Here is an 18809-nt window from a genome sequence, read left to right on the forward strand (position 1 = left end):
GGGGCGCCCCCCCCCCCCCCCCACGACGGCGATTTCACGGGCACACTCCGGGCAGGCCCGGCGCGGAGACGACGACATGCGACCAGTGTGCCCCGGACCACTGACAGCCGTGCCACCGACAGCCGTGCCACCGGCAGTCCCCGCGTCGGCCGCGGTCACCGCCGCGTCACTGCGGGCCGTCGCTCGCCTTCCGCAGGGCCGCGATGCAGGCGCCGATGGAGCGCTGCAGCTCTTCGAGGCGCTGCACCATGTCGTCCTCGTAGATGTCGTCGGCGTCGTCGAGGGTCAGTTCCTCGAACACCTTCGTCGCCTTCTCCAGGCTGCTGTAGAACTTCGAGCGCCGTTCCTGGACGCGCAGTTCGGGGTCGCCCTCGACGGCCTGCTCCACGGCCTGCGCGGCGAGGTCCTTGACGGTGCCGTACGCCTCCGTCGTCCACGCGCCGGCCTCTTCGCCGTCGTCGAGCTCGTCGAGCAGGGACAGGTGGCGCTCGGCCTCCTGGCGCAGCTCGGCGGGCGCCTGAAGCTTCTGGCCCGCCGGGGTCTTCAGCTCGCCCTGCTCGGCGATCTGCCGCACGAACCCGATCCGGTCGGCCGCCTTCGCCTCCTGCGCGACGGCCTTCTTGAGGACGTCGGTACGCGCGATGTCGCGGGCCAGTTCGGTCTGCAGCGCCGGGTCCTCCTTGATCCGGTCGAGCAGCGCGGCGCGCGCGGCCTGGGCGGTGGAGGGGTCGGCGAGGATCGCGGCGCGCAGCGCGGTCGGGTTCTCAGCGACCTCCAGGGCCTTGGTCGGGCGGATGCCCTCGGCCTCGGCGGCGGCGGTGATGGCGGTGCCGCGCACGGACGTGGCGCTGTTGCGGGAGACGTAGTAGGAGAGCCAGACGTCCGCGTCCGGGAGTTCGACCTCGGCGCCCGGTTCGAGGGCCTCGAACTGCGGGACGAGACCGTCGTCGGCCGCCGCGTCCCAGGCCTTGTAGAAGCGCATGACGCGCTCCGCGGAGCAGCCGGCCAGCTCACCGAACCGCTTCGCGGACACCTTCGGGGTCTCCCCCGCCGCCTGCCCGCCGGGCCGCACGCTCCGGGCCACCTTGAGGGCGAAGGTCCAGCCTCCGGTACGGGCGTACACGCCGAACTCTTGGGCGTCGCGGGCGATGCGCTCGTCCAGGTCGTCGGAGGCCTCGGAGCCGTCGGAGGTGTCGGAGCCGTCGGAGGTGTCGGAGCCGTCGGAGACCTCGGAGGCGTCGGAGCCGTCTGAGGCGTTGTCCTCGTCCGTCCCCGGGGCCCACTCCGCGCCCGCGATCAGCTCGGCGTCCGTGGCGGTGACCGGCTGCTCCGCGGGCTCGGCCGCGGCCTGGCGGGGCACGTCTGCCGTGCTCTGCCGCGGGTCGACGGGTGCCGGGTCCGGCGTGGCGGGGACGGTCGCTACGGTCACAGGGAACGCTCCTGGCGGTATTCCGACGTACAACGAACAAAGCACGCATCTTATGCGCACCGGGTTGACGCGGACCCGCGTGGACCCGCGCGGACCCGCGTACGGCCGTCGAAGTGGCGCCGGACACGTGTCCTAGACTCGCAGCACCCGAAGCAGGAGCGAGCCCAACAGATGCCATCCGCCGTGCAGGTCCCGCCGGACGAGTGCGCCTTCGATCACGCCGCGACGCGACGCAACTGGCAGCGGGCGCGGCTGCGGGCCGGGTCGGCGCTGCCGCTGGTCGTCCTGCTGCTGCTCGCGACCCTGACCGTGATGGGGCTGCTCGGCGACCGGCACGGATCACCTCCGATGTGGATGCGGATCGCCGGGTTCGTCTGTCTCGTGGCGGCGCCGTTCGTGTTCGCGGCCGCCCTGTACTCGCTCGGCCCGGTGCTGCGGCTGCGCCGGATCCGACGGGTGCTGCGCGCGTACCCGTGGGAGTACCGCGCGGCCGTACGCCCCTGTCCCGGCGTCAAGGACGTGATGGCGCTGCCCGTCCAGCTGCGGGCGGAGCCCGATGGGGAGTGGTCGAAGGCGATGCGGGCGATCAACCCGCTGCAGCGCAAGCGCTGGACGGGCGTGATGGAGCAGGGCGCGTGGTTCGCGGGCGACCCCGAGTTCGGCGGGGTCATCGCCGAGCCGGGCGGCCGGGAGCTGATGACGCTCGAACGCGGCAGCCGTACGCCCCTGGAGGAGTACCGGGCGATCGCCCGCGACAAGGAGCGGATGGCACGCGCCAAGCGGGCGGGCCTCGCCTCGCTCGGCGCGGGACTGCGCGGCTGAGCCCGCCCCCCCAGCCCCCTGAGTTCCCCCCACCCGGCACCGAGCCGGTTCACCTCATCCGAAGGAGCAGTGCGTGAAGACGCAGGTCCCCCTGCCATTGGCCAAGTACGCGTTCGACGACGCCGCGACCCGTGAGCTGTGGTCGAAGTCGTTCCGCTTGACGCTCGTCAACTTCCTGGTCAGGGCTGCCATATGGGTCGCTCTCCTGGTGACGGCGATGGTCGGGCCCGACCGGGACGGCGGCCAGGTCGTCACCGGTCTCGCGGCCTTCCTGTCGATGATCACCGCGTTCCTGCTGATCCGCCCGGCGCGCAAGCTCCAGTGGACGCTGCTCGTCGCCCGCGTCCTCAAGTCCGGTCCGTGGCGCACCGTCACGGCGGTACGCCGTGCCGATGTGAAGTTGCCGTCGGGTGTGGCCGTCGAGCTGCTGTTCGGTGACGGCGACGGCGACGGCGACGGCGACGGCGAGGATGCCGGGGACCCCGTTGACGGGCCGGTCGGCAAGGAGTCGCGGGTCGTGGCCGCGCGGACCTGGCGGCGCCGGGTGCCGTGGCCGGACGAGGCGAGCCAGAAGTGCTGGGTCGTGACGAGCGAGGACCCCCGGCTGCCGTCCGTGCTCGCCCGGCCCGGCGGCTTCGATCCGCTGACGCTGCATCGCGTGCGCTGAGCCCTCCGGGCCACCCCGCCGAGCGTGCCCGCGGTCGGCGAGGGCCGGACGAAGGCGACGCCCGGGTCCCCGCGGAGTCCCTACGCCCCGTCCTCGCCCGTACGACGTCCGCCGCCGCGGACCCGGCTTCCGGCCGGTGTTCCGCGGCGGCGCAGTCGTGTCGGCCCGCGGGAGCCCGAGCCGTTGCCGGACTGCAGAGGGTCGACGGGCCCGCCCGTGCGGTGTTCGAGGTGGATGCCGTGGAAGACGAGCCGCGTCAGGCTGAGCGCGATGAGCGCCTCGGCCCAGTAGAACGCGGCGTAGTCGAGCACGCAGCCGTTGGGCGGGGAGCCGGGCGCCGCGTTGCGGAGGCCGACCAGGGCGAACAGGCTCGCCGCCATCCAGCCGAGCGCGGGCCAGACGAGGCCGCGGCGCTGGCCCACGACCAGCCAGCAGGCGACGGCCACCGCGAGGGCGATCGCCCACATCGCGGCGATCATGAACCAGGCCATGATGAACGTGGACCGGGAGCGCTTGACGGTGCCGTCGATGCTCGCCACCGCGTCGTCGTACGACGTGCCACCCGGGTCGATCGCGAAGTTCGGGTCCTCGTCGCGGTAAGTGAGGGCGATCGGCACGGCGTCCTTGCCGGTGGTGGTCGCGGTCAGCGCCAGGTGGGTCTCGTACCGGTCGAAGGGGTAGTCGGACGGGGTGCCCGCGGAGAGGGTCAGCTGGAACTCCCTGCGCCAGACCGGGCTGTCCTTGTCGAACCTCAGCTCGTCGTGGTCCGGGTCGTTGGTGTAGATCGCCACGTTCGTGTTCGGGCTCCCGACCGGGTCGGCGTACTTGCCGCGCGCCCGTGCGAACAGTTGCAGGGTCATGCGCCGGTCGCCGGGGCTGGTGCGCTGCACGGTCACCTCGACGTCGAGGCGGTCGTCCTCGCGGTGGGCGCCGACGTGCACGGGTCGCTGGCGTACGGAGCGTTCGTCGAAGTAGAGGCCGACGCCCGTGCCGAACAGGGCGAGCAGCACGACGAGGCCGATGAGGGCACCGCGCCAGGGCAGCTCGGCCGTGCGGCGGCCGGCCCGTGCCGCGGCGGGCAGCAGGGCGCGCGCACTGCGTACGGGGCGCCGTCGCGCGGGCGGTGACATGGCACGATCCTCAGCGGTCCGGCGGGCACACGCCGCGTGGGAGCACCCAGGTGGGCCTGGCCTGTTCCGGCAGGAGGTGCCGCGCCCGGTCTCGACCGACCCCGCGAGTTCCGGCAGCATGGCGCGGAGTCCGAGCCGCTCCGCCCCAGAAGGCAGGTGCCCCGATGCTCGATCGCTCTCCGAATCTCGCCCTCCTCGCCGAGAACGCACGGGAACGCCTCGGTGATCACGAGGCGCTGGTGTACGACGGCCGTGTCCATCGCTCCGGCCCGCTGTTCGAGCGGGCCACCCGGGTCGGTACGGGCCTGACCGGCCTCGGCGTCGCGCCAGGCGACCGGGTCGTCGTCCTGACCGCGAACTGCCCCGAGGTGACGCTCACGTACAACGCGATCTGGCGGGCCGGCGGGGTGGTGACACCGGTGATGTTCCTGGTGGGGCCCGACGAGCTGGCGCACATCCTGGTCGACTCCGGCGCCCGGGTCCTGATCACCAGCCCGGAGCTGCTGCCGACGGTCGCGGGGGCCGCGCCGCGCGCGCCGGAGCTGCGGCATGTGGTGGTCATCGGCGCCCCGGACGGCCCGGACGCCCCGGACGCCCCGGACGGCCCAGACACCCCGGACACCCCGGACGCCCCGGACTCCGGGACGCCGTCGCTGCCGCCGCACCTGCACGTCTGCTCGTTCGCGGACGTCGAGGCCGCGGCGGCCGGTCATCCGGTGGCGCGCGCGGCGGACGACCTCGCCGCACTGCTCTACACCGGCGGTACGACGGGCCGGGCGAAGGGCGTGATGCTCAGCCACGGCAACCTGCACGCCTGCTCGCTCAGCACGCACACCGCCGCGCAGGAGACCGTCGAACCCGAGGGCCCGGGCCGGACGCTGATCCCGCTGCCGCTCTCGCACGCGTACGGTCTGATCGTGACGCTCGTCGGCTGGCACGCCCTGGAGCCCCAACTGGCCGTGCTGCAAAGGTGGTTCGACCCGGCCGAGTGGCTCGACCTGGCGCAGAGGCACCGGGTGCACCGCACCACCCTGGTACCGAGCATGATCCAGATGCTGCTCGCACAGCCCCTCGACGAGGCCGACCTGAGCGAGCTGCGCCATGTCGCGAGCGGCGCGGCACCGCTGCCGTACGAGGTGCGCGCCGAGTGGGAGCGGCGGGTGCCGGGGAGCCGGATCCTGGAGGGGTACGGCTGTACGGAGTCCGGTTCGGTCATCGCCACCACCCGGCCGGGGCGGGTCAGGCCCGGCTCGGTGGGACAGCCGCTGCCCGGCTACGACATCGAGATCCGGGACGAGCAGGGCCGCGCGGTCCCGGCGGGCGGCGACGGCGAGATCTGTGTGCGCTCGGCCGGGGTGACGGTCGGGTACTGGCAGGCGCCGGAGCTGACCGGGCAGACGGTGCGCGACGCGTGGCTGCACACCGGGGACATCGGCCGGTTCGACGAGGACGGCTTCCTGTACGTGGTCGACCGCAAGAAGGACCTGATCCTGCGGGGCGGGTTCAACGTCTACCCGCGCGACGTCGAGGACGTCCTCGTCACCCACCCGGAGGTCGCCGCGGCCGGGGTCGTGGGCCGCCCGGACGCCCGCCTCGGCGAGGAGGTCGTGGCGTACGTGACGCTGCGCGGCGACCGGGCCGTGCCTGCGGAGGAACTGGTGGCGTACGCGCGCGAGCATCTGGCGGCGCACAAGTATCCGCGCGAGGTGCGGGTGGTGGGGCAGCTGCCGCTGACGAGCGTGGGGAAGCTGGACCGGAAGGCGTTGCGGAGGTTGTACGTCTCGGGCCAGTGATTCTTTCCCCCTCCCCGCCCCTTCCCGAACGCTTGCAGCAGCTTCGGGGCTGCGCCCCCGGATCCCGCAATGTCGTTCGACTGCCGCGCCGTCGTGGCTGGTCGGGCGGTTCCCCGCGCCCCACCGGCCTCACCAGCGACAACTACGCGGGCCTGGTGTTCTGGGACGCCGAGACGTGGATGTTCCCGAGCCTGCTCGCCCTCGACCCCGAACTCGCCCGCTCCGTCGTCGACTACCGCTACCGCACCCGCACGGCAGCCCGCGCCAACGCCCGCAAACTCGGCCACTCCGGCCTGTTCTACGCCTGGACCAGCGGGGCGAAGGGCGATCTGTGGAAGGAGTGGGCCGCGTCACGGTGAGCGAGGGGGCGCCCGCGATCCTCAAGAACCGCCGCCCGGACCTCGAACCGACGGCGAACCTGGCCCGTTGCCGCCCGGTGAGCGGCAGCACGCCCGAGCCCGGCCGGTACGCGGAGGCCGCCGTCGACGGCAGCGCGGCGACGGCGTGGGTGCCCGAGGCGCGCGAGGGCAGCCTGCGTGTCGACCTGGCCCGCCCCGCCACCCTGCGGCGTGTCGGCATCACGTGGACCGAGCCGCGCCCCGCGTCGCACCGCGTGGAGACCTCCCTCGACGGGCGGCACTGGCAGCGGGTGACCGTCGCCCCGGACTCGGGTGACCTGGCGCAGAACGTGGTGGCACGCCATGTCCGCGTGACCGTCCGGGGCACGTCGGGAGGCTCGGGAGGTTCGGGAGGTTCGGGAGTCGAAGACAGGCCCGGCATCGGCGAGTTGCGGGTGGAGTGACACCGGTTCGACGACAGGGCCGAGTACGTGCCGGGCGCCTCAGGAGGCGTCCGGCACGTACTTGTAGCCGACGCTGCGCACCGTCACGATCCGGCCGCGGTGCTTCGGGCCGAACTTGCGGCGCAGGCGGGCGATGTGGACGTCCACGGTGCGGCCGTCGCCGACGTGCCCGTAGCCCCATACGTGACCGACGAGGTACTCCCTGGAGTACACGCGGTGCGGATGCCCGGTGAGTTGGGCGAGGAGCTCGAACTCCAGGTAGGTCAGGTCGAGTTCGCGCCCGTCGAGCACGGCGACGCGCCGTTCGGCGTCGAGGCGCAGGGCGTCGGGCGGGGTGTCCTGCGGAACGGGGGTGCCGGCGGGGGCGACGGCGTGCGGCTCCGGGCGGATGCCGCTGCGCGCGAACAGCTCCGTCGGATCGGTGCCCGCCGGGAGCAGGACCAGATATCCGACGAACTCGCGGGCGTCCTCACGTACGAGCCGGAGGTGGCGGGTCGGCTGCGGGACACGGGGAGCGACTGGGGCGGTGGAGCGGCTGGGTGCGGCCGTGGTCATGGCTTCTCGATTCGCTGGGTCCGGAGGGAAGGCAGTGGTGCGGAGCAGGGGTGCCTCAGTCGCGACAGCACGCGCAGCGGACGGCGCAGACGGCGCTGGCGACGCGACGGAAGTCGACGTGCCGACGGCGTACGAGCGGCTGCTGGTCGCGTGACATGGCGTCCCTACTGCGCGTCCTCGCGGACCCGCGTCGAAGTGCCGGTGGCCGGCGCCCGGCCACTCTTTCCTATCAGAGTAGTAGGAAATAGCCCGGCGCCGCCAGTGGGGCGCCGCCAGTGGGCGATAATGCGGGCATGCGCATCTCAGCCAGAGCGGACTACGCGGTACGGGCGGCCCTGCAGCTCGCGGCCTGCACGGACACCGGCCCCGTGAAAGCCGAGACGATCTCCACGGCCCAGGAGATTCCGCACAAATTCCTTGAAGGCATCCTCAACGACATGCGCCGCGGCGGCCTCGTCACCAGTCAGCGCGGCGGCAACGGCGGCTACCGCCTCGCGCGGCCCGCCGCGGAGATCAGCGTCGCGGACGTGATCCGCACGGTCGACGGCCCGTTGGTATCGGTACGCGGCGTACGCCCGCCCGAATTGTCGTACTCCGGACCGGCCGAGTCGCTGCTGCCGCTGTGGATCGCGCTGCGCGCCAATGTCCGGCAGATCCTCGACGGCGTCTCCCTGGAGGACGTCGCGTGCGCCGGACTGCCCGCCGAGGTCGCGGAGTTGGCGGAGAATCCGTCGGCGTGGACGAACCCCTGAGCAAGGCCCGCGTGTGGCACTCTCTCGCGACACGCCTCTGACCTGCCGCTTCCCGGATAGCAAGACGAATCTGTCCATTTGCTGAACACCCGCTTGCCCGTAAGGCAGTTCACGGCCACTATCCCTACCAATCCAGTGGGAAAACTAGGGAAGGTACGTGCCGTCGTGAGAACGCTCATCCTCTTGGCCCTCGCCGGGCTCGGCGCCCAACTCGTGGACGGCAGCCTCGGCATGGCCTATGGCGTCACGTCCACCACCCTGCTCCTCGCCTTCGGCACGAACCCGGCGGCCGCGTCCGCGACCGTGCACCTCGCGGAGATCGGCACCACGCTGGCCTCCGGCGTGGCGCACTGGCGCTTCGGTAACGTCGACTGGCGTGTCGTCGCGAAGATCGGACTGCCCGGCGCGGTCGGCGCGTTCGCCGGCGCCACCGTCCTGTCCCACCTGTCGACGGAGCTCGCCGAGCCCGTGATGGCGCTGATCCTGCTCGGCCTCGGCGCGTACGTCCTGACCCGGTTCACGTTCCTCGGCCTGCCGACCGGCAACCTCAACAAGCCGCTGCGCAAGCGGTTCCTGTCGCCGCTCGGGGTGGTCGCGGGCTTCCTCGACGCCACCGGAGGCGGCGGCTGGGGCCCCGTGGGCACCCCGGCGATCCTGGCCAGCGGGCGCCTGGAGCCGCGCAAGGTGATCGGTTCGGTCGACACCAGCGAGTTCCTCGTCGCGGTCGCCGCCAGCCTCGGCTTCCTCTTCGGCCTCGGCTCCGAGGGCGTCGACCTGGCGTGGGCGGGCGCCCTGCTCATCGGCGGCCTGATCGCCGCGCCGATCGCCGCGTGGCTCGTCCGGCACGTACCGCCGCGGCTTCTCGGCTCCGCGGTCGGCGGCATCATCGTCCTCACCAACATCCGTACGCTCCTCAAGAGCGACTGGCTGAACGCCTCGGACGCCACGCAGTGGGCGGTGTACGCGCTCATCTACGTGCTGTGGGCCGCGGCCGTCGCCCACTCCTTCCGCGAACACCGCAAGCAGACCCGGATCGCTCCCGAGGCGAGGACGGACGCGAAGGCGGACAAGGGGAGGGACATAGGGACGGACACGGGGACGGATGCGCAGACGGATGCGGGGACGGCGCCGGAGACCGCGGCAGTCCGCGCCGAGGGCTCATCGGCACAGACCGAGGTGGCCGCACGGACCGGCGGCGGCAACTCCGCCTGACCCAGGGCCCGCACCGTCCCGGTCCTCTCCCCCCACACACCCAACACCACGGAGGTCCCCGGCCACCGGCTGCGCGCCATCGGCGACCACTACCTCAGCGGCACCCCGCCGCCCCTCACCCTGCGCGCCTGATCACCGGCGCGCGAGCCGCCCGGTCGTCGTTCTTCTGCCACCTCCCGCGCTGTACCTGTCTTGATTTCTGCTGGTTCGCACTTCGCCGAACCGGTTACATGGGGCCCGCCGGGTGCGTTCTCGCTCGCCATGCACGAGAAATTCGTCAGAGCGATGAGCCGCCGGCGTCCGTACACGCAGGCAAAGGCTCCTGCGGACACGCAGGGAAGGGTCCTTGGCCATAACTCACCGGCATATGCGGCTCGCCGCGAAGGGCCTTCTCGCGTGCCTGCCCGAGTTTCCACGGCCATGGAATGTCGACGTGCTCTGCCAGGAACTGGCACGCATCGGCGGCCGTCCGCTGACCCTGCACTCCGTCGACCTCCCGGAATTTCCTTTCGGCATGTGGATCGACGACGGACGCGGCGACCGCATCCTGTATCGCTCGTCCGCCACCGGATATCACCGGGACCACATCGTGCTCCATGAGATCTGTCATCTCCTCGTCGCCCGCGAACGGCACCCGGCGGTACGGCGGGTCGTGCCGCCGCCCGACGGCGACCGTCCGGCCGTCGCCCTGCGCGCGGCCGACCGGCCCGCCGCGCCCGCGCCGCTGCTCGCCCACAGCCCCGCCGAGGAGGAGCTCGCCGAGACCTTCGCCTCGCTCGCCCTGAAGCGGGCCGGCCGACTGCGTCCCCGTGACGTGAGCCCGGTCGAGCAGCGCGCGGCCGAACTCCTGGGGGCCACCCGTGCATGACGTGCCCGCATGGGTCGAGACGATGCGCGGGGTGGTCCTCGCCGTCGTATGGACCGTGCTCGTGCTGCGCATACCCGCACTCCGCCGCTCCGGCCAACGGCCGGTCTGGGCCGTGCTTCTGGTGCTCGCCGCCGGATCGCTGCTGATCCAGGCCCAGGTGGGCGCCTGGGTCGACGAGGTCACGGGCGTGCCGAAGGCCGGCGAACTGGCCGTGACGCTGATCGCGCTCACCGACTTCGCGGTGGTGTGGTGGTTCGCCCTCACCCTGCGCGCCGTGGACCGGCCCACACCGCCCTGGCTCCGCCGCGCCCCCCTCGGCTGCGCCCTCGTCACGGCGGGCGCCGCCTTCCTCTTCTTCGTCCTGGCCGACGAACAGGACCGGTACGGCGAGCAGGCGCACGGCTGGTGGGTGGCGTACGCGCTCGTCTGGGTCGGATACGGCCTGGTCACCGCGGTCGGGGCGGCGGCCGTGTTCTGGCGGTACGGGCTGCGCATGCTGAGCCCGACGCTGCGCGCCAGCATGCTGCTGCTCGCGCTCGGCACCAGCGCCGAGGTGCCGTACCTGGTGATCCGCGGCCTGCGCTGGTTCGAGCCGGACGCCTCGCCCGCGCTCCAGCTCGCCGGGTTCTGGTGCTCGTTCGCGCGGTTCGTCCTGGTCGCGCTCGGCTGCTCGCTGGCGGCGATCGACCCGCTGCGGAAGGCCTCACTGTTCTACTACCGGCGCCAGCGGCTCTTCCGGCTGTGGCGACTCCTGCGGCAGGCCACTCCGGAACTCCTCGTCGTCACGCCGCAGTCACGACTCTCCGATCTGCTGACATTCCGCAATTCCTGGGAGTTGCTGCACCAGCGGGTCATCGACATTCGCGACAGCATCATTTTCCTGCGCGACGGCTGGGCCTCCGAGGAGCTGCTGCGGGAGGCCGCGCGGCATATCCAGGAAAGCGAACTCAGGGAGCGCGAAAGGCTGTTGGCCACGGCCTGCTGGATCGAGGCGGCCCGTCGGGACGCCTTGGCCGGTGAGCCGCGCCGCCACGAAGAGGTGCATTCCGGGCTGCTTCCCGAAGTGCATGGCTCGGAGTCCACCATGCCGCGCGAAATCACCTATCTCGTACGCCTCTACCGATTCCTGAGTTCCCGTCATGTTTCGGAGTTCGCCGCCCGAATTCGACAGCAGCCGCAGGACGCGGCGTCGGGCTGACCCAGAGCCAGGGAGGGAGCGCGGATACGGGGCTGCAAGCTCTTACGCAGGCTTGCACAGGGCGGGGATGCACCCTTCGCCCTGAATGCCCGCCCCTACACCGCCATTCCACCGCCCCATCCTGCCCGGAGGGTTGACCTCTCCTTCAAACCGGGACTAACTTCGGCGCCGCACGAGGCATTTCGTTGCAAGATCTTGCAGCAGGATTCACCACACACCGATGGGGCCGTGGCGCGTCGGCTCTCCCGCCGAGGAGGGTTGCATGGCTCATCCCGCACGATCGATGTTCCGCAGGCCTGCCTCCCTTCGCCCCCACAGAGAAGGAACCCCATGAGCAAGCTCAGCAGGTCCCTGGTCGCCGCGGCCGCGGCGGGCTCGGCCGCTCTTCTGGGCGCCGCCGTACTACAGCCCGCTAACGCGAGCCCCGCCCCCGCCCCCGCCGCCGAGTCGAAGGCGAAGGCGAAGGCGAAGGCGAAGCCGAAAGCGAAGGCGCCCAAGGCCGCCGCGGGCAAGGACGTGATCGCCAACCTATGGTCGTGGAACTGGAAGTCGGTGGGCGCCGAGTGCACCGACGTCCTCGGCCCCTCCGGCTACGCCGCCGTGTGGGTGGCGCCGCCCGCCGAGTCGATCGCCCAGCCGGACGGCAACTGGTGGGATGTGTACCAGCCGGTCAACTACGAGTTGAACAGCCGCTTCGGCGACAAGGAAGCCTTCGCCGCGATGACGAAGGCGTGCGACGACGCCGGGGTGAAGGTCTACACGGACGCCGTCGTCAACCACACCGCGGCCCTGACCGGCACCGGCTACGGCGGCACCCAGGTCACCGACAAGTACCGGCCCGCGATGTACCAGCGCGGCGACTACAACGTCGATGTCTGCGACCGCACCATCAGCAACTGGAACGACAAGTGGGAGGTGCAGAACTGCGAACTGCTCGGCCTGCCGGACCTGAAGACGGGCAGTGAGGCGGTCCGATCCAAGATCGCCGGGTATCTCAACTCACAGATAGCGCTTGGCGTTTCGGGCTTTCGTATCGACGCGTCGAAGCACATGCCGGCGGCCGACCTGGAGGCGATCGTCGGCAAGCTGGACACGACGTCGGACGGCTCGCGCCCGTACGTCTTCCACGAGGTGTTCCCCGGTCCGACGCCCGCGCCCGACGAGTACTACGGCAGCGGCAAGGTGCTCGACTTCTCCGCCGCCGACCGGCTCAAGTCCGCGTTCCAGGGCGACATCGCGTCCCTGAGGGACTTCGGGAACGGGCAACTGCCCGCCGACAAGTCGGTGTCGTTCGTGACCAACCACGACACCGAGCGCGAGGGCCGCCATCTGTCCTACAAGGACGGCGACACGGCGGTGCTCGCCAATGTCTTCCAGCTGGGCTGGAAGCACGCCGACCCGGCGGTCTACGCGGGCTTCACGTACGAGAACAAGGACGCCTCGCCGCCCGCGAACGGCGACGGTTTCGTCACGGACACGGACTGCGGCAACGGCGCCTGGTACTGCCTGGACCGCGACCCGCGGATCACCGGCATGGTGGGCTGGCGCGTGGCCGTCGGCGACGCCGATGTCACCGACTTCCAGTCGCCGCAGGGCAACGTCATCGGTTTCGGCCGCGGCGGCAAGGGCTTCGTCGCCGTGAACAACACCGGCGGCGCGGTGACCGCCGAGTTCAGCACGCAGGTGCCCGACGGCACCTACCGCGACGTGCTGAGCGGGGAGGCCGCCCGCGAGGTGACCGTCTCCGGCGGCAAGGTGAAGGTCGAGCTGCCCGCGAAGTCGGCGGTGGCGTTCCACCCCGGCACCAGCTGACCGGCCCGACCCCGCGAGCAGTGGCCGCCGCACCCGCACCGGTGCGGCGGCCACAGGCGTCACAGGTGTCACTCATGTCACTGGCGTCACTGGCGTCACTGGCGTCACTGATGTCACTTCGCGTACAACTGCGCCTGCGGCACGACCTGTTGCTCCTGCCCCGGGCTGGACCAGAGCAGTTTCATGTGAGCCTCGCCGCTCTGCTCCGCGTAGTCGATCCTGACCGAGTGCCGGGTGCCGGCCTTCAGGGCGACCTGGGCCTTGTCGACGCGGGGGCCGTGCGGGTCCCAGGCGTCGATGACCAGTTCCCCGTCGATCCACACGCGGGCCCGGTCGTCGGAGACGGTGGTGAGGGTGTACGTCTCGGTGCGGCGCGGTTCGAGTGCGCCGGTCCAGCGGATGCCGAAGCCGTCCGACGGGATGGCGGGGTGGGGTGAACCGGTGTACTTCCAGGCGTGGTTGACGTCCGAGTCCGTGCGCGTGACCTTCGGCTTCCCGGTGAGCTCAGGGTTGTCGAAGATCTCCTGCCTGAGGCCCTTGCCACGGCCCTCGGGTGCGGTGGGGCCAGGGTCGACGGCCAGTTCCACCACGGTCGCGGTGGGGTTGGTGGCCTCGCCGGACGGCGTGAGCGCGTATCCGTCGGCGGTCTTCTCGACCGCCACCTTCTGATCGGAGCCGAGCACGCGCGCCGACTTCACCTCGAACGCGGTACGCGCCGTGAGGTGCAGCGCGCCGCCCGGCTCGGGCCACTCGGTGACCGCCGCGTACAGCTTGTCGCCCTTGCGGCTGACCGCTCCCCAGGCGGGTTCCTCGACGAGCCCCGCGTACCGCGCCCCGTACACCGCCTCACCCTGCCCGTCCGCACGCAGCCAACTGCCCATCTCCGCAAGGCGGTTCAGGGACGGCTCCGGGATGCGGCCGCGGGCGTCGGGGCCGACGTTCAGGAGGTAGTTGCCGCTGCGGGATGTGGTGGCCAGGAGGTTGCGGACGAGAGTGGTGGAGGACTTCCAGTTCTCGTCGTAACGGGCGAAGCCCCAGTGGTCGTTGAGCGTCATGCAGGACTCCCAGAGCTGGCCGTCGACCGGTCCGTCGGGGATCTCCTGCTCGGGCGTGCCGTAGTCACCGTCCACGACACGCCGTTTGCCGACCCGGTTGTTGATGACCAACTCCGGGTCCAGGCCGCGCAGATAGGACTCCAGGCGCTCGCCGTCCTTCGCGGTCCACGGGTTGTGCGGCCGGTCGGTGTCCCACTCCCCGTCGAACCAGAGCAGCGCCGGGTCGTACGCGTCGACCAGCTCCTTGAGCTGGGCGTACATGCGTTTCTCGTACTTCGGGAAGGTCGCCGGGTCGGGGAAGTCCGGGTCGTGCCAGTCCCAGATCGAGTAGTAGAAGCCGAGCTTGATGCCCGCGTCGTCGGCGGCCTCCTTCAGCTCGGCGAGGATGTCGCGGCGCTGGTCGAAGGCCGAATGGTCGCGCAGATTCCAGGAGTTGACCCGCGTCGGCCACATCGCGTAGCCGTCGTGGTGCTTGGCCGTGATGACGATGTACTTCATCCCCGCGCTCTTGGCCGCCGCCACGACGGCCTTCGCGTCGAAGTCCGCCGGGTCGAAGGTCGCGGCCTGCTTCTCGTAGGCGTCCTTCGGGATCCCGCACTCGCGCTGGATCCACTCGGCGTTGCGGCAGACCGTCCCGTCGGGCCGGGTGTACTCGCCCTCCAGGTTGGAGTAGGCGCCGAAGTGGATGAACATGCCGAAGCGGTCCTGCCGGAACCAGCTGGTGCGGTCGGCGGTGAACGGGTCGTCGGTGGCGTGGTCCGTGCCGGGTCCCGGCGCCGACCGGACCGGTGCCGGTGCCGCGCCGGCCGCGGGCAGTGCCGAGGCGGCGAGCGCGGCGGTGAGGAGCAGGGTCAGTGCGGTGACTCTTCGCCTGGTGCGGCTGCGGGATGTGCGCATGGGGCGGCTCCTGTATGCGTCTGCGGGCGACGGAACGCTTCCGTGTGCGGCGGATCGCTTCCGTGTGCGGCGGATCGCTGGGGAACGTAGGGACGAATACATCGGATGTCAACGGGGCCAACCGGCCATCGTCTCCGAGGAGTTGCGTGCCGGGCTGCTCATCGCTCCGATGTTTCCCTCACGCTCGCCCTGAACCAGACGCGCTCACACCGTCGGCAGCCGCTTCCTGATCCCGTCGAAGTGGCGCCGCATCGCCTCCGCCGCCCGCGCCCCGTCCCCGGCCCGCAGCGCCGCGACGATCTCGGCGTGCTGGGCGCAGGTGCGGTGCGGGTCCTGGTGGTCGTCGGCGAGATCGTCGCGGACCTGCCGCATCGCGGCCCAGAACGCGTCGAGCACCTCGCTCAGGAGGTGGTTGCCGAGCGAGCGGTAGAGGGCCAGGTGGAAGGCCCGGTCGGTCGCGGCGTCGACGGCGCCGCCCGCCGCCTCGCCCTCCATCCGCCGTACGAGATCGTCCAGTGTGTCGAGGTCGTCGGCGGGCACGGTCGCGGCCACCGTGGCAATCACGCCGGACTCCAACGCCTCGCGCAGCTCCATGAGTTCGTACAGGCTCGGCTCGCCGCGCCGGTGCCGGACCGCGGCGCGAAAGGCGATCCCGTCCACCAGCGGGTCGAGCGAGAGCGAGCCCACGTAGGTGCCGAAGCCGTGCCGGATCTCGATGACGCGCACGGCCTGCAGCGCCTTGAGCGCCTCGCGTACGGAGTTGCGGCTCATGTCGAGCAGCGCGGACAGCTCGGACTCGGTGGGCAGCGGATCGCCGGGGCCGAGCTTCCGGTCGAGGATCAGCTGCCTGATCCGTGCCTGTGCCGTCTCGCTGAGATTCCCTCGCGCCATCTTCCGTTTCCCCTGCCTTCAGCTCTTGACCTGCCACGTACACGCCGGTCTATGGTGACCCGACATGGGACATCCTACGTCCTACGTCCTGTCGTTCGGCTGGTCCGTACGACAACTCCGTACGACCAGCCGTACGGCCAATCCGTACCGCTCGTCGTTCCGATCCGTTCCCGGGAGCCACCGCCATGCCCCTCGCCTCGCCTCTCACAGGCGTCGTCCCGCCCGTCTGCACCCCGCTCACGCCGGAAGGCGAGGTCGACACCGCGTCCCTGGCCCGGCTCGTGGAGCATCTGATCGCGGGCGGGGTGCACGGGCTGTTCGCGCTCGGCTCGACCAGCGAGGTCGCCTACCTCACGGACGCGCAGCGGGCCACCGCCCTGGAGACCGTGGTCGCCACCGCGGCCGGACGCGTCCCCGTCCTCGCGGGCGTCATCGACACCACCACCGCCCGCGTCGTCGAGCACGCCCGCACCGCCGCCCGGCTCGGCGCCGACGCGCTGGTCGCGACCGCGCCGTTCTACACCCGCACGCACGCCAAGGAGATCGCCGGCCACTTCCGCACGCTGCGGGCCGCCGTCGACCTGCCGTTGTTCGCGTACGACATCCCGGTCGCCGTGCACAGCAAGCTGACCCCCGGCCTCGTCCGTGAGCTGGCCGAGGACGGCACGCTCGCCGGGCTCAAGGACAGCAGCGGCGACGAGGGTGCGCTGCGCCGGCTGCTCGTCGGGCTCGGCGGCCGCGAGGGCCGCGCCGCCGGTCCCGCGCCCGGCTTCGCCGTGCTCACCGGCTCCGAACTGACCGTCGACGCCGCGCTGTTGGCGGGCTGCGACGGTGTGGTGCCGGGCATCGGCAACGTGGACCCGGCCGGGTACGTACGCCTCTACGACGCCGCCCGCGCCGGCGACCTGGAGCTCGCCGCCAAGGAGCAGGAGCGGCTTGTCGAGCTGTTCGGGATGGTGGACTGCGGTCCCGAGTCGGACATGGGGCGCAGCTCGTCCGCGCTCGGCTCCTTCAAGGCCGCGCTGTGGTTGCTCGGCATCGTCGACTGCCGTGCGACCGCGCGCCCGCAGATCCCCCTGGACGACGACTCGGTGGCCGAGGTGGCGGCGCGGCTGCGCGGCGCCGGTCTCGTGCCGGTGCGATGAGGCCCTCCCGCGAGCGCGCCCCGGGGTCCGTCGTCGGCCTCGACCTCGGCGGTACGAAGATCGCCGCCGCGCTCGTCGCCGCCGACGGCACGGTCCTGGCCCGCCACACCCGGCCGACCCCGGCCACCGAGGGTGCGCGCGCGGTCCTGGACGCGCTCGCCGCTGCCGCGACGGAAGTGGCGTCCGGCGCCGAGGCCACCGCCGTGGGCGTGGCCGCCGCCGGGGTGATCGACCCTGTGAGCGGAACGGTCACCGGGGCGACGGACACGATCAGCGGCTGGCGCGGCACCCCGCTCGCCCCCGCCCTCGCCGCACGCCTCGACACCCCCGTGGCCTGTGACAACGACGTACGCGCCACGGCCGGACCGGAACTCGCCGCGCTGCCTGAGGGCTCCTCGCTGCTGTATCTGGCGGTCGGAACCGGAATCGGTGGTGCGGTCGCCGTCGACGGCCGGATGGCGCACGGTCGTCTGGGCGTCGCCGGGCACCTCGGGCATCTGCCGAGCCCGGAGGCGGACGGCGTGCCGTGCAGTTGCGGCGCCGTCGGCCATCTGGAGGGGGTGGCGGCGGGGCCCGGCGTCACGGCCCTGTACGAGCGGCTCTCCGGGTGCCGCGCCGAGCGGCTGCAGACGGTCGCGGCGCGGGCCGACCGAGGGGATGCCGCCGCCGCGGAGGCCATCGCGGTCGGGGCGCGAGCCGCGGGCCGCGCCCTCGGCGGTCTGGCCAACGCGCTCGGTCCCGACCGGGTCGTGGTCGGCGGCGGCGTGACCGGCCTCGGCCCGCGCTACCTCGACCCGCTCGCCGCGTCGTTCGCGGCCGAGCTCCTCGCCCCACTGAGGCGGTTGCGCCCTGAGCCGCCTCGCTTCGGCGCGGATGCGGCCGTACGAGGGGCGGCTCTGCTCCCCTCCACGGCACCGCTGCACCACCCGGCCTGACGACCGGCCGCCACCTGCACCCCTGTCCCAACCCCCTGTCCCCCTGCCCCATCTCCTGTCCCACCCCCTGTCCCACCCCCTCTGTCCGGAGTGACCATGACGGCATCGCCGTACCCACGAGATCCGCAGACCTTGCTCGACGCCCTCGCCGGACGGCTGATCGTCTCCTGTCAGGCGCCGCCCGGTGACCCGATGCGGGATACCGATGCCCTCGTCCTGCTCGCCCGCTGCGCGCACGCGGGCGGCGCCGCCGCGATACGGGCCAATGAACCGGAGGCCGTCGCCGCGATCCGGGCCGAGGTGGACCTGCCGGTCGTCGGCCTCTGGAAGGACGGCGACACGGGCGTCGACACGGGCGTCGACACCGGTGTCTACATCACGCCGACCGTCCGGCACGCCCTGGCCGTCGCCGGAGCGGGCGCCGACGTGGTGGCCGCCGACGCGACGGACCGGCCACGCCCCGACGGCTCGGCCTTCGCCGAGCTCGTCGCCGCCGTGCACGCGGCCGGTGCCCTGGTGATGGCCGACGTGGCCACCCACGCCGAGGGCCTCGCGGCCGCCGCGCAGGGCGCCGACCTGATCTCCACCACCCTGTCCGGCTACGCCCCCGGCTCCCCGCGCCAGGCCGGTCCCGACCTCGGCCTGGTGGCCTCGCTCGCGGCGGCCGTGTCCGTACCGGTGGTCGCCGAGGGCCGCCTGCACACGCCCGAGCAGGCCGCCGAGGCGCTCGCGCGCGGGGCGCACAGCGTCGTCGTCGGCACCGCGATCACCGCGCCGACGGCCCTCACGCGGCGCTTCGCCGAAGCCGTCGAGGGCCGCACGCCCCGCCCCTGACCTCCGTATCCC

General features: G+C 72.2%; 17 protein-coding genes and 1 pseudogene. 13 read left to right on the forward strand and 5 right to left on the reverse strand.

Annotation, left to right across the window (positions count from 1 at the left end; translation table 11 throughout):
- Positions 1–166: 166 nt before the first annotated feature.
- A complete protein-coding gene (locus tag QIT00_RS23435) occupies positions 167–1429 on the reverse strand; it encodes a hypothetical protein (protein WP_408909836.1) in 1263 nt (420 codons plus the stop codon).
- 171 nt (positions 1430–1600) lie between these two features.
- On the opposite strand from QIT00_RS23435, the gene QIT00_RS23440 reads away from it, so the two are divergent.
- Positions 1601–2251 carry a hypothetical protein gene (locus tag QIT00_RS23440; RefSeq protein ID WP_282537338.1) on the forward strand — a complete coding sequence of 217 codons (651 nt, stop codon included), beginning with the start codon at positions 1601–1603 and terminating at the stop codon, positions 2249–2251.
- 73 nt (positions 2252–2324) lie between these two features.
- Entirely contained in the window at positions 2325–2918 is a 594-nt protein-coding gene (locus QIT00_RS23445; RefSeq protein ID WP_282537339.1) for a hypothetical protein, read from the forward strand.
- 80 nt (positions 2919–2998) lie between these two features.
- On the opposite strand, the gene QIT00_RS23450 is transcribed toward QIT00_RS23445, so the two are convergent.
- Positions 2999–4048 carry a DUF4436 family protein gene (locus QIT00_RS23450; protein WP_282537340.1) on the reverse strand — a complete coding sequence of 350 codons (1050 nt, stop codon included), beginning with the start codon at positions 4046–4048 and terminating at the stop codon, positions 2999–3001.
- A 164-nt stretch (positions 4049–4212) separates the two neighbouring features.
- Between QIT00_RS23450 and QIT00_RS23455 the strand changes: the two genes are divergently transcribed.
- From QIT00_RS23455 to QIT00_RS23460, 3 genes and pseudogenes are all read left to right on the forward strand, one after another.
- Positions 4213–5841: a class I adenylate-forming enzyme family protein gene (locus tag QIT00_RS23455; protein ID WP_282537341.1), complete on the forward strand. Its 1629-nt coding sequence runs from the start codon at positions 4213–4215 to the stop codon at positions 5839–5841.
- 110 nt (positions 5842–5951) lie between these two features.
- Positions 5952–6182, forward strand: a pseudogene (locus QIT00_RS39000) (hypothetical protein); the annotation flags it as partial.
- A gap of 14 nt (positions 6183–6196) precedes the next feature.
- Positions 6197–6643: a discoidin domain-containing protein gene (locus QIT00_RS23460; protein ID WP_408909837.1), complete on the forward strand. Its 447-nt coding sequence runs from the start codon at positions 6197–6199 to the stop codon at positions 6641–6643.
- Positions 6644–6682: 39 nt separating this feature from the next.
- Here the strand turns inward: QIT00_RS23460 and QIT00_RS23465 are convergent, their stop codons facing one another.
- Positions 6683–7198, reverse strand: coding sequence for a winged helix-turn-helix domain-containing protein (locus QIT00_RS23465; protein WP_282537342.1), 516 nt, complete (start codon positions 7196–7198; stop codon positions 6683–6685).
- A gap of 293 nt (positions 7199–7491) precedes the next feature.
- Between QIT00_RS23465 and QIT00_RS23470 the strand changes: the two genes are divergently transcribed.
- The 5 genes from QIT00_RS23470 to QIT00_RS23490 all read left to right on the forward strand — a co-directional run bounded on the left by QIT00_RS23470 (position 7492) and on the right by QIT00_RS23490 (position 13040).
- Positions 7492–7950, forward strand: coding sequence for an RrF2 family transcriptional regulator (locus QIT00_RS23470; RefSeq protein WP_282537343.1), 459 nt, complete (start codon positions 7492–7494; stop codon positions 7948–7950).
- 165 nt (positions 7951–8115) lie between these two features.
- Positions 8116–9162, forward strand: a complete 1047-nt coding sequence (locus QIT00_RS23475) for a sulfite exporter TauE/SafE family protein (protein WP_282537344.1) — start codon at positions 8116–8118, stop codon at positions 9160–9162.
- 346 nt (positions 9163–9508) lie between these two features.
- On the forward strand, positions 9509–10030 hold the full coding sequence (locus QIT00_RS23480; RefSeq protein ID WP_282537345.1) for a hypothetical protein: 522 nt from the start codon (positions 9509–9511) through the stop codon (positions 10028–10030).
- Positions 10023–11228: a DUF6545 domain-containing protein gene (locus QIT00_RS23485; RefSeq protein ID WP_282537346.1), complete on the forward strand. Its 1206-nt coding sequence runs from the start codon at positions 10023–10025 to the stop codon at positions 11226–11228. Before QIT00_RS23480 ends, QIT00_RS23485 begins: the two co-directional genes overlap by 8 nt.
- A 330-nt stretch (positions 11229–11558) precedes the next feature.
- Positions 11559–13040, forward strand: coding sequence for an alpha-amylase (locus QIT00_RS23490; RefSeq protein WP_282537347.1), 1482 nt, complete (start codon positions 11559–11561; stop codon positions 13038–13040).
- A 113-nt stretch (positions 13041–13153) separates the two neighbouring features.
- Here QIT00_RS23490 and QIT00_RS23495 read toward each other — a convergent pair whose 3' ends face one another.
- Positions 13154–14992, reverse strand: a complete 1839-nt coding sequence (locus QIT00_RS23495; protein WP_282537348.1) for an alpha-L-fucosidase — start codon at positions 14990–14992, stop codon at positions 13154–13156.
- Positions 14993–15196: 204 nt separating this feature from the next.
- A complete protein-coding gene (locus QIT00_RS23500; RefSeq protein WP_282537349.1) occupies positions 15197–15883 on the reverse strand; it encodes a FadR/GntR family transcriptional regulator in 687 nt (228 codons plus the stop codon).
- Positions 15884–16068: 185 nt separating this feature from the next.
- On the opposite strand from QIT00_RS23500, the gene QIT00_RS23505 reads away from it, so the two are divergent.
- The 3 genes from QIT00_RS23505 to QIT00_RS23515 all read left to right on the forward strand — a co-directional run bounded on the left by QIT00_RS23505 (position 16069) and on the right by QIT00_RS23515 (position 18797).
- Positions 16069–17028 carry a dihydrodipicolinate synthase family protein gene (locus QIT00_RS23505; RefSeq protein ID WP_282537350.1) on the forward strand — a complete coding sequence of 320 codons (960 nt, stop codon included), beginning with the start codon at positions 16069–16071 and terminating at the stop codon, positions 17026–17028.
- The gene (locus QIT00_RS23510) at positions 17025–17963 is read left to right on the forward strand and encodes an ROK family protein (protein WP_282537351.1); all 939 of its coding nucleotides are present in this window, start codon (positions 17025–17027) and stop codon (positions 17961–17963) included. The genes QIT00_RS23505 and QIT00_RS23510 overlap by 4 nt, the downstream gene beginning before the upstream one ends.
- Before the next feature lie 96 nt (positions 17964–18059).
- On the forward strand, positions 18060–18797 hold the full coding sequence (locus tag QIT00_RS23515) for an N-acetylmannosamine-6-phosphate 2-epimerase (protein ID WP_282537352.1): 738 nt from the start codon (positions 18060–18062) through the stop codon (positions 18795–18797).
- The last annotated feature ends 12 nt before the right edge of the window (positions 18798–18809 follow it).

This window comes from Streptomyces luteolus, from assembly GCF_029968015.1.
Taxonomy (GTDB): Bacteria; Actinomycetota; Actinomycetes; order Streptomycetales; family Streptomycetaceae; genus Streptomyces; species Streptomyces luteolus.